We start from the raw sequence: 13,691 nt of genomic DNA, 5'->3' as shown, positions 1-13,691 counted from the left end.
GCGACGCGACCGAAGGGAGCGCCCTTGACAGGCCGGCACGAACCGGAAGGACGATGGGACTGACGGGAAGCCCCCAACCAGCTCTGATCCGGTCCGAGGGGCTACCGCTCACCCGGCCACCGGCCCGCACCCAGGGAGGCGGGTGGGCAGCCACCGCTCGGCCCCAGGGGGTCGACGGGGAGATGGCGGGCCCCCGCCGTCACCCCTCCAGCGCCCCCGCCAGTTGTGCCAGGAAGGCCGATACCGCTGCCGGGCCCGGGAGGACGAGGTCGGCTCGGGCCGCCAGTTCCGGGACTTCCGCCGAGCCGCTGCACACCAGGAGGCCCGGGAGGCCTTCGGTGCGGCGCTTCTCGACCGCCGAGTACGCCGCGAGGTCGCCGAGGTCGTCGCCCGCGTACAGGACGGCCTCGGCTCCGCGCTCCGTGAGGAACTCGGTCAGGGCGACGCCCTTGTCCATGCCCGGCGGGCGGAGTTCCAGGACGGCGCGGCCCGGCTCGACCATGAGGCCGTGGCGGGCGGCGAGCTCCGCGAGGGGCTCGCGGAGGGCCTCGAAGGCCGCCGCGGGGTCTTCGGCGCGGCGGGTGTGGACGGCGAGCGCCTGGCCCTTCTCCTCGATCCAGGTCCCGCGCCACGCGCCGATGGCGTCGAGGAAGCCCGGTAGCTCGGCCCGTACGGCGGCGACGCCGGGGTGCTCGGCGGGGGCGCGGACTATGCCGGTGACGGCGTCCCAGCGCTCGGCCCCGTAGTGCCCGAGGACGACGAGGTGTTCCAGTCCGGGTACTCCGGCGAAGCCGCCGTAGCGTACGGCGACCCCGGCGGGCCGGCCGGTGACGACGGCGACGGCCTCGACCTGGGGCGCGAGCGCGGCGAGCGCGGGGACGGCGTCCGGGTGGGCGCGGGCCTGGTCGGGGTCGGGGACGATCTCGGCGAGGGTGCCGTCGAAGTCGAGGGCGATGACGGCTCTGCGGGGTGCGCGGAGGAGGGCTTCGAGTCCCTCGCGTCCGGCTGCGGTGGCGGGCACGGGCATCGGCTGCGGCTTCGGCTGCGGTTCGTGCGGCTGGCTCCCCATACGGACGACCCTACCGGCGTGGCGCGGGCCCCGCCCAGGCTTCGCGGAGGCCGCTCCAGGCGTGCTCAGGCGCCGCCGCCCCCTACCGCCGGGCCCGCTGGGCCGCGCGGATGCGGCGGAGGCGGTTGACGGTGCCGGGGGCGTGGGCGAGGGCGCGGGGGTCGTCCATGAGGTTGTTGAGCAGCTGGTAGTAGCTGACCGGGGTGAGTCCCAGGGCCTCGCGTATCGCGCGTTCCTTGGCTCCGGGGCCGGGCCAGCTGCGGCCCTCGTAGGCGAGTACGGCGGCTTCGGCGGCGGTCAGCGGCCCGGGGGCCGCGTCCGCCGCCGCGCCGCCCGTGTCACCCGCCTGCCCGCCGTCCGTCATACGGCCACATTAACGCCGCCCGCCGACACCCGGCCGGGGACGGGTCAGCGCTCCCCGTCCGCCTTGCGCGCGGCGACGGCGATCTCCTCCAGGACCTTGGCGGGCTGTCCGCCGGGCTGGACGGTCTTGCCGATGTTCTGCTTGACGTCCTCGCTGACCCCGGCCCAGGACTTCTTGCCGACCGGGTAGAGCCGGGCGTTGGGGAGGGCGGTGAGGAAGGTGCGCAGCTGGGCGGCGGAGCCGCCGGTGCTGTTGGCCATGGCCCGGTAGCCGCTGGTGGTGACGGGCAGGAGGTCGTACTGGTTGGTGAAGGTGGTCACGTTCTTCGCGGAGAAGAGGTGGTCCAGGAACTTCCCGGACTCCTTCTTGTGGCCGTTCTTGAAGGCCATGACCCAGTCGGCGACGCCCATGGTGGAGTGGTCGGTGCCGTCGACGGTGGGCATGGTGACCATGCCGAACTTCACGCCCTTGCCCGCGGCCTGCTTGAGCAGGGTGGGGTGGCCGTTGAGCATGCCGACCTCGCCGCGCGTGAAGGCGTCGAAGGCGGTCTGGCGGTCGAGCTTGCCCGGTTCGACGGGGCCGGTGAGCTGCTGGCCGACCATCTTGTCGCGGAGGAACTCCAGCGACTTGATGTTCTCCGGGGAGTCGATCGAGTACGCCTCCTCGTTGTCGGTGTAGCCGCCGCCGCCGGCGAGCATCCACATCATCGTCTCGGCCTGGGCCTCTTCGCGGCCCAGCGGCAGCGCGAAGGGGGTCGGGACGTTGGCGGCCTTGAGCTTCTTGGCGGCGGCCTCGATGTCGGCCCAGCTCTTGGGCTGCCAGGGGGTGTTCCCGTCCTTGGGAATGATGCCGGCGTCGCCGAGGAGCTTGGTGTTGTAGAAGAGCAGCCGGGTGCTGGCCACGAACGGCATCCCGTACTGGACCCGCTTGACCTTGCCCGCGTCGGCGAGCGGGGCGAGGAAGTCTGCTTCGGTGGTGACGGAGAGCAGCTCGTCGGCGGTGTAGAGCTTGCCGGCCTCGGCGTAGTCGGCGTAGGCGCCGATCTGGGCGATGTCGGGGGCCTTGCCGGCCTTGACCATGGCGGCGACCTTGGCGTCGACCTCGGACCAGGAGTAGACGCTGACCTCGACGTGGACGCCGGGGTTGTCCTTCTCGAAGGAGCTGGCGAGGTTCTTCCAGTAGCCGGCGGAGGAGTTCTGCGGATTGTCCCCGTAGTCGGCCGCCACGACCCGCAGGGTCACCTCGTTGTCCCCGGTGAGGCCGGACACGGTTCCACAGCCCGCCAGCGTCGCCACGGTCAGGCAGAGTGCGGCGCCGGTCGCGGCCGGCCTCAGGTAACGGCCCTTCACAGTTCTTGATCCACCCCAGGTTGTACGTACGATCCGACGTAAGGTCTACACCACTTTGGCGGCTCCTCCACATCCGGAACGGGGTATGCCGCGGACTGTTTCCGGACTGTGTCACTTGGGCGGTCCGAATTTGTATGGCCGGTCAACAATCCCCTCCAATGGACTAGACCTTTCCCCGCCGAGCACGCGAGACTGTCTGCTGTGAAACCCGTGAAACACGTCATCGCCCTCGATGTGGGCGGCACCGGGATCAAGGCCGCCCTGATCGGGGCGGACGGAACCCTGCTGCACGAGGCACGCCGCGCCACCGGCCGCGAGCGGGGCCCCGAAGCCGTCGTCGAGACGATCCTGGACTTCGCCGCCGAGCTCCTCGACCTCGGCCGGGAACGCTTCGGCGTGCCCGCCTCGGCCGCCGGCGTCGCCGTCCCCGGCATCGTCGACGCCGAACGCGGCATCGCCGTGTACGCGGCGAACCTGGGCTGGCGGGACGTACCGATGCGCGACCTGCTCACCGGCCGCCTCGGCGGGATCCCGGTCGCCCTCGGCCACGACGTCCGCACGGGCGGGCTCGCCGAGGGCCGCATCGGCGCGGGCCTCGGCGCCGAGCGGTTCCTGTTCGTCCCGCTCGGCACCGGCATCGCCGGAGCCATCGGCATCGCCGGCCGCATCGAGGCCGGGGCACACGGCTACGCGGGCGAGATCGGCCACATCGTGGTCCGCCCCGGCGGGCCCGCCTGCGGCTGCGGCCAGCACGGCTGCCTGGAGACCCTCGCCTCCGCCTCCGCCGTCAGCCGCGCCTGGGCCGCCGCCTCCGGCGACCCCGACGCCGACGCCGCCGACTGCGCCAAGGCCGTCGAGTCCGGCGACGCGGCCGCCCGCGCGGTCTGGCTCGCCGCCATCGACGCCCTCGCCGACGGCCTGGTCACCGCGATCACCCTGCTGGACCCGAGCACGCTGATCATCGGTGGCGGGCTCGCCGAGGCGGGGGAAACCTTGTTCACACCACTGAGGACGGCCGTCGAGGAGCGCGTGACGTTCCAGCGGCTGCCCGAGATCGTTCCGGCTGCCCTCGGGGACACCGCCGGATGCCTGGGCGCAGGGCTGCTCGCCTGGGACCTACTCGCCACGGAGGTACCTGCCTGATGTCCGGAAGCGCACAGAGCACCGTTCTCTCCGGCGCGAGGGTGGTGCTGCCCACCGGGATCGTGGCGGGCGGCCGCGTCATCGTCGAGGGCGCCCGCGTCGCGGGCAGCGCGCCCGAGGACGCGACGGTCGTCGACCTGTCCGGGCACTGGATCGTCCCCGGCTTCGTGGACATGCACAACCACGGCGGCGGCGGCGCCTCCTTCACCTCCGGCACCGCCGAGGAGGTCCTCACGGGCGTACGCACGCACCGCGAGCACGGCACCACCACCCTCGTCGCCTCCACCGTCACCGGCGACCTGGACGAGCTGGCCCGCCGCGCCGGACTGCTCGCCGAGCTCACCCAGCAGGGCGAGATCGCCGGCATCCACTTCGAGGGCCCCTTCATCAACCCCTGCCGCAAGGGCGCCCACAAGGCCGACCTGCTGCGCGACCCCGACCCGGCCGAGGTCCGCAAGCTGGTCGACGCCGCGCACGGCGCCGCCCGCATGGTCACCCTCGCCACCGAACTCCCCGGCGGGCTGGACTCCGTACGCCTGCTGGCCGAACACGGGGTCATTGCCGCGATCGGCCACACCGACTCCACGTACGACCAGACCCGCCAGGCCATCGACGCCGGCGCGACCGTCGCCACCCACCTCTACAACGCCATGCCCGGCCTGGAGCACCGCGCCCCGGGCCCGATCGCGGCGCTGCTGGAGGACGAGCGGGTCACCGTCGAGCTGATCAACGACGGCACGCACCTGCACCCGGCGATGCTGGAACTGGCCTTCCACCACGCGGGCGCCCACCGCGTCGCGCTGATCACCGACGCCATGGACGCGGCCGGCTTCGGCGACGGCACCTACCACCTCGGCCCGCTGGAGGTGGAGGTCAAGGACGGCGTCGCCCGGCTCGTCGAGGGCGGTTCCATCGCCGGCTCCACGCTGACCCTGGACACCGCGTTCAAGCGGTCGGTGACGGTGGACCGGCTGCCCGTCGAGTCCGTGGTCCAGGCGATCTCGGCCAACCCGGCCAAGCTGCTCGGCCTCTACGACGAGGTCGGCTCGCTGGAGCCCGGCAAGTACGCCGACCTGGTGGTCCTCGACGCCGCCTTCGACGTCAAGGGCGTCATGCGGCGCGGCGAATGGATCGTCAGCCCGCTGGGCTGAACCGGCCTTTCATTCGGCGCAAAGGGGGCGGTCCGCCCGCGGGACTGGGCCGACCGCCCTCGATTTGGCATGATCCCGGCACACACCAAGACCGGGGCTGGCCATGATCCTCACCGTGACGCTCAACACCGCGCTCGACGTCACCCACCGGGTGCCGCGCATGCTGCCGCACACCTCCCACCGGGTCACCGCCGTCACCGAACGCGCCGGCGGCAAGGGCCTGAACGTGGCCCGGGTGCTCGGCGCGCTCGGCGAGGAGGTCACGGCGACGGGCTTCGCGGGCGGCCCCGCCGGCCGGACCGTACGCGAACTCCTCGCCGGCGCACCCGGAGTGACCGACGCCCTCGTCCCCTGCGCGGGCACCACCCGGCGCACCCTGGCCGTCGTCGACGAGAGCACCGGCGACACCACCCAGTTCAACGAGCCCGGCCCGCAGATCTCCCCCGCCGAATGGGCCGCCTTCCTGGAGCGGTACGCCGAACTCCTCACCGGCGCCCACGCGGTGGCCCTGTGCGGCAGCCTCCCCCCGGGCGTCCCGGTCGGCGCGTACGCGACCCTCGTCCGGTCGGCCCGCGCGGCCGGCCTCCCGGTGCTGCTCGACACCAGCGGCGAGGCCCTGCGCCGCGGGGTCGCCGCCCGCCCGGACATCATCAAGCCGAACGCGGCCGAACTGGCGGAGCTGACCGGCGCCCGCGACCCGCTCCCCGCCACCCGCGACGCCCGCCGCCGCGGCGCCCAGGCGGTGGTGACCTCGCTCGGCCCCGCCGGCCTGCTCGCCGCCACCCCCGACGGCACCTGGGAGGCGGCCCCGCCCCGCCCGCTGCGCGGGAACCCCACCGGCGCGGGCGACTCCGCCGTCGCGGGCCTGCTCTCCGCCCTGACCCGGGGCCTGGACTGGCCCGCGCGCCTGGTCCGGGCGGTGGCCCTGTCCGCGGCCACCGTGCACGCCCCGACGGCGGGGGACTTCGACCCGCGCACGTACGAGGAGATCACCCCGCAGATCAGGGCCGTGCCGCTGGCCGCCCCGTAGGCGCGCGGGAACGGCCGAGGGGGGAGGCGCACCCGGTGCACCTCCCCCCTCGTGGCGTCCGTCGCCGGCCGGCCGTCAGCCCTTGGCCCAGCCGGAGGTCAGGCGCAGCTGGTCGAATATGGCGTCGCACTGGTTGCCGGCCTCGCACGAGATCTTCATCGTGTTCGTGCCCTTCTTGAGGGTCACGAAGGCGTAGGTCCGGGTCCAGCCCTTGTCCCAGGCGCCCGCCTCGGCCTTGGAGAAGTTGGCCAGGTTCAGGGACTGCGTGGGGGTCTGCCCGTTGATCGTCAGCGTGACCTTCGCGTCCTTGCCCGGGACCGCGTAGTTGACGTTCAGCGTGTAGTCGCCGGCTTCGGGCAGCTCGGCCGTCCAGGTCAGCGCGGCGCCCGTCTGGTTGAAGTTGCCCACGTACTGGCCGCCCGAGCTCTTGGAGCCGGGGACGGTGGTCTGCAGCGCCGCTCCACCGGTGAGGGCCATGCCCGCGCCGGCGGCCTCGCCCTTGGGCAGCGGGGCCTTCGAGGGCTCCGGGGAGCCGCTCGGCTCCGGCTCGGACTTCTGCGAGGGCTGCGCCGCCTGGGTCGGGCCGGTCGCCTGGTTCTTGTCGTCCTTGTCCTTGTCCTTGCCGAAGACCACGGCCGCGCCGATGCCGATGCCGACGGCCGCCACCACCGCGATCGCCGCGATCAGCAGGCCCCGGCGGCTGGAGCCGCCGCCGCGGCCGCCGCCGCGCGGCGGGACGGGCTGGACGTGCGCCGTCGGCGGGGACGGCTGCTGCGGGACGCCGTAGCCGTTCGCCTGGAGGGCTTCGGGCGCCTGGTACTGGGCCTGGTAGGCCTGCGGGGGCTGCTGCTGCGGAACGGCGCCGCGCTGGCCGCCGTACGTCCGCTCGCCGACCGTGCGCACCTGGTTGTACGAGGTCCGGGGGACGCCGGGCTGCGCGCCGTGCGGCCCGCCGGCCGTCGGGCCGGGGTAGCCGTATCCGCCGCCCTGACCGGGCGGGGTGGCTCCGGCGGCCTGGCCGTCCGCGTAGAGGTAGCCGAACGGGTCATCGTCCCCGGGCTGGTTCGCCCCACCGTGCGGGCCGTTGTTCGCGGGCGTCGTCATCGCAGGTCACTCCTTTCGACCCACGGGAGCCTACCCCGAACACGTGCACCCACGGGTGGCCCTCGGACTCAGCCGGCCCGCCGGTGTGCCTTGGAGCGGGACCTCTTCTCGATGTACATGCGCTGGTCGGCCGAGCGCAGCACCTCGTCCGCGGACATCCCGCAGCTGGCCCAGCCGATGCCGAAACTCGCCCCCACGCGCACCGCGCGGCCGTCCACCCGGATCGGCGGGATGATCGCGTTGCGCAGCCGTACGGCGAGGTCGGCGGCGTCGGCGGCGCCCAGTCCGTCGGCGAGGACGACGAACTCGTCACCACCCAGCCGGGCGACGGTGTCACCGTCCCTGACGCAGGTGGTCAGGCGCCGGGCGACCTCGATGAGGACGGCGTCGCCGGTGTGGTGGCCGAACCGGTCGTTGATCGACTTGAAGCCGTCGAGGTCGCAGAAGAGCACCGCGAGCCCCTTCGTGCCGTCGTCGACGTCCGTGGCGGGCGCCACCGTGTGGACGTGGTGGTCGTACGGGCCGTCCGGGCTGCCGGGGAAGGCGCCGGGGAAGTCGAAGGCGTCGGCGGGCTGCCCGGCGGCGGGGGCGGCGGGGTAGCCGCCGTCGTAGGCGTGGTGCTGCCCGTGGGACTGCCCGTCGGGTGGAAAGCCGTGCTCACCGGCACCACCCGCCTCGGGGCGGCCCTCGTAGGCCGCGTCCAGGGCCTCGACCGCGCTGGCCCGTACGGACTGGGGCCGCCGGCACAGGCGGGCGCCGAGCCGGGAGCGCAGTTCGGCGCTGTTGGGCAGGCCCGTGAGGGAGTCGTGGCTGGCGCGGTGCGCGAGCTGGAGCTCGTGCCGCTTGCGCTCCTCGATGTCCTCGACGTGCGTGAGCAGGAAGCGGGGGCCGTCGGCGGCGTCGGCGACCACCGAGTTGCGCAGGGAGACCCACACGTACGTGCCGTCGCGCCGCCCGAGGCGCAGTTCGGCGCGGCCGCCCTCGGCGGAGGTGCGCAGCAGGGTGCCGATGTCCTCGGGGTGGACGAGGTCGGAGAAGGAGTAGCGGCGCAGGACGGAGGCGGGCCGGCCCAGCAGGCGGCACAGGGCGTCGTTGGTGCGCAGCAGCCGGCCGTGCTGGTCGCCGCCCATCTCGGCGATGGCCATGCCGCTGGGCGCGTACTCGAAGGCCTGCCGGAACGACTCCTCGCTCGCCCGCAGCGCCTGCTGCTCGCGCTCCAGCCGGACGAGGGCCCGCTGCATGTTCGCGCGCAGCCTCGCGTTGCTGATCGCAATGGCGGCCTGGAAGGCGTACATCTGGAGCGCTTCGCGCCCCCACGCGCCGGGGCGGCGCCCGTTGCGCGGCCTGTCCACCGAAATGACACCCAGAAGTTCCCCGCCGGTCGCGTACATGGGGGCGTAGAGCCGGTCCTCGGGGTGCCACTCGTCCTGGAAGCGCGGATCGGGGCCGTCGGTGTGCCACTGGGGGACGTCGTCCTCCATCAGGACCCAGCCCTCGGTGTGCGGGATGAAGCGCAGGCCGTCCCAGTCCTCGCCCATGGTCAGGCGGCGTTCCCAGGCGCCGCGGGAGCCGACGCGGCCGGTGATCAGGGCCTCGGCTGCGGGGTCGCCCGCGAAGGCGGCGACGACGAGATCCCCGTCAGGGCGTACGAGGTTGACACAGGCGAGCTCGTAGCCGAGGCCCCTGACGATGCCGTCCACGACGGTCTGCAGGGTGTCCGCCAGGCTCCTGGCCGTGTTGAGCTCGGCCACCACCTGGTGCAGCTGCCGCAGGGTCGCAAGACGGACGTACGGCTCCGACTCGGTCTCCATTGCTCGCTCTCCCCGAGACCTCGACAGCAACTCCAGGTTTGTCATCGGCGTTTCGTTGCGGTGTCCCGTCCACTGAATCACAGTGAGCTGTGCGGCAGGTACACAGGGTCAACAAATCTTGCCCTCTGTGACTCAAGTCACATGAGATGAACAAGGGCGTTCTGAGAGCGGTCCGGGAAGTGGGAGCGCTCCCCCTCCTTCCCGCGCGCAAACGATACGCCCGGGCCTAGGCCGAGGGGCGGGGACGCGGCTCGGACCAGGGTCCGATGTGCGCCGCGCGGAGCCGGGACTAGCGTTCGGTACGTGCCCAAGACGACCCCCGTACACCCGGCCCCCGTGCTCACCACCCCGCATCCTGAGGGGGTGAGCGACGACGAGTTCCGGGCCGCCATGTCACGCCTGGCGGCGGGCGTGTGCCTGATCACCGCGCAGGAGCCGCCCCTGAGCGCCGACGGACCGCGCGGCGAGGACGTCGGCATGACGGCCACCGCCTTCATGTCGGTCTCCCTGGACCCGCCGCTCGTCCTGGTCAGCGTGCGCGAGGGGTCCCGGATGGACGACCTGCTCGCCGAACAGCCGCTGTGGGCGGTGTCCCTCCTCGCCGACAGCCAGGTCCAGGTGGCGTCCCGGTTCTCGATGAAGAACCGGATCAGCGACCGGCTGCTGTTCGAGGGACTGCCGCACGTACGCGGCGCCCTGTCGGGCGCGCCGCTGCTGTCGGGGGCGCTGGCCACCCTGGAGTGCCGCACCGAGTCCCGGGTCACCGCGGGTGACCACACCCTGGTCGTCGGCCGCGTCCTCGGCGCCGCCCTGCCGGTCCCGGAGGCGCCGCCGCTGACGTACTTCCGCGGCCGCTACCGCCACCTGGCCCCGTAGGGGAGACCGCCTCCCACCGCCTACCAGTCGCGCGAGCTGCGGTTCCGCTTGGTCTCGCCCCGGGCCTTCTTCTCCCGCAGCCGGCGCTCGTTGATCCCGCGGGGGATCTTCGTCGCCCGGCGCGGCTTCGGCGGCGGGGCCGTGGCCTCCGCCAGCAGCGAGGCCAGCCGGACCAGCGCCATCTCCCGGTTGCGGAACTGCGAGCGGTGCTCGGAGGCCCGTACCGTCACCACCCCGTCCACCAGGCGGGACGCGAGCCGCTCCAGCGCCCGCTCCTTCCACACGTCCGGCAGCCCCTTGGTCGCCGCCAGGTCGAACAGCAGCTCCACGCGCGAGTCGGAGGTGTTGACGTGCTGCCCGCCCGGCCCCGAGGAACGCGAGAACCGCCAGGCGAGCTCCGCCTCGGGGAGCACGACGGAACCGCGGATGACATAGGGACCAGGCATGGCCCTATGATCGGCCCCCGCCCGGACCCCCGTCACCCTCATTTCCGCGTCCAGGAACCTCCGCGCCCCCTCGCCGCGTTATGAAGGACAGCGGTAACTTGACCTCACCCCGCGGTCAAGCGTCGAGGAAGGACACCAGTCAAAATGGCAGTAAGCCTGTCCAAGGGCGGCAACGTCTCGCTCTCGAAGGAGGCCCCCGGCCTCAGCGCCGTCACGGTCGGCCTCGGCTGGGACGTGCGCACGACGACCGGTGTCGACTTCGACCTGGACGCGTCCGCCATCGCGGTCAACGCCATGGGCAAGGTCGTCTCCGACGGCCACTTCGTCTTCTTCAACAACAAGTCCACCCCGGACCAGACCATCGTCCACACCGGTGACAACCGCACCGGCGCGGGCGCGGGCGACGACGAGGCGATCAACGTCAACCTCGCCGGCCTCCCCGCCGACGTGGACAAGATCGTCTTCCCGGTCTCGATCTACGACGCCGAGAACCGCAGCCAGAACTTCGGCCAGGTCCGCAACGCCTACATCCGCGTCGTGAACCAGGCCGGCGGCGCCGAGATCGCCCGCTACGACCTCTCCGAGGACGCGGCCACCGAGACCGCCATGGTCTTCGGCGAGCTCTACCGCAACGGCGCCGAGTGGAAGTTCCGCGCGGTCGGCCAGGGCTACGCCTCCGGCCTCGTCGGCATCGCCCAGGACTTCGGCGTCAACGTCTGACCCGCGTCCCGAGCGGCCGAAGCCCCCTCCCGGCAGGTGCCGGGCAGGGGGCTTCGCTACCGTTCGGCAGGTGATCCTCGAACCGCTCGTCCCCGTGGACGGCGCCCTGCCCGGCCCGGTCCTCACCGAGGTCGCCGCCCTCTACGCGACGAACCACGCGTTCTTCGAACTCAGCGACGACTTCCCCGACGCGGGCCGCATCACCGTCGAGCAGGTCGCGGCCTCGCTCGCCGACGAGCTCGCCCACGAGGGCGCCGAGGTCCTCCTCGCCCGCTCCGCCGGCCGCCTCGTCGGCCTGGCCGCCACCCTGGCCCACCACCCCGATCCCGCCGCCGAGGACCCCGACCCCTGGATCGGCCTCCTCCTCATCGACGCCACCGCCCACCGCGAGGGCCACGGCCGCACGGTCGCCACCGCCCTGGAGGCCCGCTTCCGCACGACGGGCCGCACCGGCGTCCGCATCGCCGTCCTGGAGACCAACGCCAAGGCCCTCGCCTTCTGGCAGTCCCAGGGCTACACCCCCCTGCGCCACTCCCGCGACCGCGAGCTGGGGCGGCCGTGCGTGGTGCTGCGCAAGGCGTTGTAGGGGGTCAGCGGCACCTCGGGAGCCGGGGCTGCGATCCGCTGGCGAGAGCCGGAAGGTGGGCGTGCTCGTCCGGCGCCCCGGGCACCCGGACCCGGTAGTAGCGACGCGACCCGCCGTGAGCCCCGTCGGCGAACCACCTCCCGTCGCGGACCTCGCACTCCGCCGTGAGCGTGTCACCCGGCCAGGCAGCCAGTGCCAGGTGGTTGCCGACCCACCTGTAGCCACGGGGGTCGATCACCAGGTCCACGCGACAGTCCGGCGTCCGCAGGGCCGGGTACGCGCACCCCCCGGGAACACCCACGTAGACCGCCACGGGCGGAAGCCCGTACGACTCGGCGCGCCCCGCACCGCCGGAGCCGCTGCCCGCGCACGCCAGCAGCGAGGCGACGGCCGCCCCCACCCCCACCACCCGGTGCCCCCTCCCCCGGCGACGCGACGTGGTGCCCGCCGCCTCCCTGACCCGGGGGATCAGGCTGCGGGCGGTGTGCGTGCCGCGGGTCGCCGGGTCCGCGCTCAGGCAGTCGGCGATCAGGGCGGTCCAGCCCGGGGGCAGGCCCGCCGCGAGCCGTAGCGGGGAGCGGCCCGCCGCGTACTCCACGACGGCCGCCGCCCGGGCCGCCGGGGTGGTTCCGGGGAAGGGCAGCGACCCGCCGGTGAGGACCTGGTGGGCGGTCACCCCGAACGCCCACACGTCCGCGTCCGGCCGGGTGCGCACGCCCCGCTCGTCGAGCAGGGCCCCGCGGCGCTCGGGCGGCAGGTAGTCGGGGGAGCCCCACGGGGGCGCGTACCCGTGCGTGCCCTCCAGCCGGGCGACCAGCCCGAAGTCGGCCACCCGCACCGAGCCGCCGCGGGACAGCAGGATGTTGGCCGGTTTCAGATCGCCGTGCACCCAGCCCTCGGCGTGCAGGTGCGCGAGAGCGGTGATCACCTCGGTGAGCACCGCACCCGCGTCCGGCAGGGGCTCCCCGGCGGCGAGGACGTCCCAGAGGCTGCGTTCCGCCCGCTCCATCACCAGGACGACCGCCCCGTCGGCGGCCGGCAGCCCCGGGTCGTCGACGGTCAGCGTGTCGAAGATCCGCACCAGGTGCGGGTGCACCGCCTGGCGGCTGAACTCCGCCTCCCGCCGCGCGGTCGCGGCCAGCTCCCGGGCCTGCCGGGGCGCGAGGCCCTGCGTGCCGAGGAACTTCAGGGCGACCTCGTCGCCCCCGGCCCCCCGGGCCGCGTACACGCTGCCCCAGCTCCCCGAGGCGATGTGACCGGTGACCTCCCAGCCGCCCACCCGGTAGCCGGCCGGCACCCCGGCCCCGTCCGTACCCCTCACCGCCGGAGCCTGGACGGCAGCACGGCCAGGTGCTCCTCGCGCACCAGCCCGAAGCGCAGGGCGAGGCTCACCACCAGCTCCCGCTTCCACTCCAGCCGGCCCCCGGACTCCCCGGCCGGCTTCACCCGGAGCTTGCTGCGGGCGAGGTAGTCGATGTGGAAGCTCACCGCCTGTTCGCTCGGCGCCGCGAGCCGCTCGGCCACCTGCCGGGTCGTCGGGATCACCGTGGCGGACTGGTCCCGCAGCCGCGGCTCGCACAGGGCGACCAGCACCGCGAAGTACGTGGCCGTCTCGTCGAGGCTGAACGCGGCGACCGTGCCCACCCCGTCCAGTTCCCCGGCCGTCTCGGCGTAGCTGTGCCCGGGCGCGTACACGTGGATGACGAGACCGTCCGGCGACCGGGTCGGCAGGACCACCCGGGCGAACTCGAACGGCACCGGGGCACCGATCCTGCGCGGGGCGACGCGGAAGTACTCGCCCGCCCCCTCCGGGTTCTCCACCAGCAGGCTCTGCCCGTACCCGAGGTTGCTCAGGTGCCAGTGGTCCTCGGTGGCGAGGATCTCGCCCGCCAGCCGCGGCACCGCCGGATCGTCGAGCACCAGACCCACCGGAACCCCGGGAGCGCCCCGGCCGAACCGGACCCCCTCACCCGGCCCGAGCTCCATCCCCCCGTGCTCCGTGTGCACCACCAGCCCCGACATGGGTGGACCTTGTCACGGCC

14 protein-coding genes are annotated in these 13,691 nt (G+C 73.7%); 6 read left to right on the top strand and 8 right to left on the bottom strand.

Going from position 1 to position 13,691, the window contains the following annotated elements:
• Nucleotides 1-199 precede the first annotated feature (199 nt).
• From otsB to ACIPW5_RS33615, 3 genes are all read right to left on the bottom strand, one after another.
• Nucleotides 200-1,069 carry a trehalose-phosphatase gene (gene otsB, locus ACIPW5_RS33625; RefSeq protein WP_401253245.1) on the bottom strand — a complete coding sequence of 290 codons (870 nt, stop codon included), beginning with the start codon at nt 1,067-1,069 and terminating at the stop codon, nt 200-202.
• An 82-nt stretch (nt 1,070-1,151) separates the two neighbouring features.
• Nucleotides 1,152-1,433: a DUF3263 domain-containing protein gene (locus ACIPW5_RS33620; protein ID WP_401253242.1), complete on the bottom strand. Its 282-nt coding sequence runs from the start codon at nt 1,431-1,433 to the stop codon at nt 1,152-1,154.
• Nucleotides 1,434-1,477: 44 nt separating this feature from the next.
• On the bottom strand, nt 1,478-2,767 hold the full coding sequence (locus ACIPW5_RS33615; RefSeq protein WP_401253264.1) for an extracellular solute-binding protein: 1,290 nt from the start codon (nt 2,765-2,767) through the stop codon (nt 1,478-1,480).
• Between the two features lie 225 nt (nt 2,768-2,992).
• Here ACIPW5_RS33615 and ACIPW5_RS33610 point away from each other — a divergent pair, with 225 nt between their 5' ends.
• From ACIPW5_RS33610 to ACIPW5_RS33600, 3 genes are all read left to right on the top strand, one after another.
• The gene (locus ACIPW5_RS33610) at nt 2,993-3,925 is read left to right on the top strand and encodes an ROK family protein (RefSeq protein ID WP_401253262.1); all 933 of its coding nucleotides are present in this window, start codon (nt 2,993-2,995) and stop codon (nt 3,923-3,925) included.
• On the top strand, nt 3,925-5,076 hold the full coding sequence (gene nagA / locus ACIPW5_RS33605; RefSeq protein ID WP_401253239.1) for an N-acetylglucosamine-6-phosphate deacetylase: 1,152 nt from the start codon (nt 3,925-3,927) through the stop codon (nt 5,074-5,076). The genes ACIPW5_RS33610 and nagA overlap by 1 nt, the downstream gene beginning before the upstream one ends.
• A gap of 103 nt (nt 5,077-5,179) precedes the next feature.
• Complete coding sequence (locus tag ACIPW5_RS33600) at nt 5,180-6,106, top strand: 1-phosphofructokinase family hexose kinase (RefSeq protein WP_401253237.1); 927 nt, start codon at nt 5,180-5,182, stop codon at nt 6,104-6,106.
• Between the two features lie 75 nt (nt 6,107-6,181).
• Here ACIPW5_RS33600 and ACIPW5_RS33595 read toward each other — a convergent pair whose 3' ends face one another.
• Nucleotides 6,182-7,210, bottom strand: a complete 1,029-nt coding sequence (locus ACIPW5_RS33595) for a CBM35 domain-containing protein (protein ID WP_401253234.1) — start codon at nt 7,208-7,210, stop codon at nt 6,182-6,184.
• 68 nt (nt 7,211-7,278) lie between these two features.
• On the bottom strand, nt 7,279-9,021 hold the full coding sequence (gene cdgB / locus ACIPW5_RS33590; protein WP_401253231.1) for a diguanylate cyclase CdgB: 1,743 nt from the start codon (nt 9,019-9,021) through the stop codon (nt 7,279-7,281).
• A gap of 303 nt (nt 9,022-9,324) precedes the next feature.
• Here cdgB and ACIPW5_RS33585 point away from each other — a divergent pair, with 303 nt between their 5' ends.
• A complete protein-coding gene (locus ACIPW5_RS33585; protein WP_401253229.1) occupies nt 9,325-9,897 on the top strand; it encodes a flavin reductase family protein in 573 nt (190 codons plus the stop codon).
• A 20-nt stretch (nt 9,898-9,917) separates the two neighbouring features.
• Here ACIPW5_RS33585 and arfB read toward each other — a convergent pair whose 3' ends face one another.
• Nucleotides 9,918-10,343, bottom strand: coding sequence for an alternative ribosome rescue aminoacyl-tRNA hydrolase ArfB (arfB, locus tag ACIPW5_RS33580; protein ID WP_401253226.1), 426 nt, complete (start codon nt 10,341-10,343; stop codon nt 9,918-9,920).
• 144 nt (nt 10,344-10,487) lie between these two features.
• Between arfB and ACIPW5_RS33575 the strand changes: the two genes are divergently transcribed.
• Nucleotides 10,488-11,063 carry a TerD family protein gene (locus ACIPW5_RS33575; protein ID WP_125603209.1) on the top strand — a complete coding sequence of 192 codons (576 nt, stop codon included), beginning with the start codon at nt 10,488-10,490 and terminating at the stop codon, nt 11,061-11,063.
• A 70-nt stretch (nt 11,064-11,133) separates the two neighbouring features.
• Nucleotides 11,134-11,649, top strand: a complete 516-nt coding sequence (locus ACIPW5_RS33570) for a GNAT family N-acetyltransferase (RefSeq protein WP_401253223.1) — start codon at nt 11,134-11,136, stop codon at nt 11,647-11,649.
• A gap of 4 nt (nt 11,650-11,653) precedes the next feature.
• Here the strand turns inward: ACIPW5_RS33570 and ACIPW5_RS33565 are convergent, their stop codons facing one another.
• Both ACIPW5_RS33565 and ACIPW5_RS33560 read right to left on the bottom strand, forming a co-directional pair.
• Nucleotides 11,654-12,970, bottom strand: a complete 1,317-nt coding sequence (locus tag ACIPW5_RS33565) for a serine/threonine-protein kinase (protein ID WP_401253220.1) — start codon at nt 12,968-12,970, stop codon at nt 11,654-11,656.
• On the bottom strand, nt 12,967-13,671 hold the full coding sequence (locus tag ACIPW5_RS33560) for a serine/threonine protein kinase (RefSeq protein ID WP_401253217.1): 705 nt from the start codon (nt 13,669-13,671) through the stop codon (nt 12,967-12,969). Before ACIPW5_RS33560 ends, ACIPW5_RS33565 begins: the two co-directional genes overlap by 4 nt.
• Between the last annotated feature and the right edge of the window lie 20 nt (nt 13,672-13,691).

The sequence above is a fragment of the Streptomyces sp. NPDC090077 genome, assembly GCF_044747545.1.
In the GTDB taxonomy this organism is placed as follows: Bacteria; Actinomycetota; Actinomycetes; order Streptomycetales; family Streptomycetaceae; genus Streptomyces.
The sequence above is the reverse complement of the archived record's forward strand: the minus strand, read 5'-3'. Positions and strand labels throughout refer to the sequence as shown.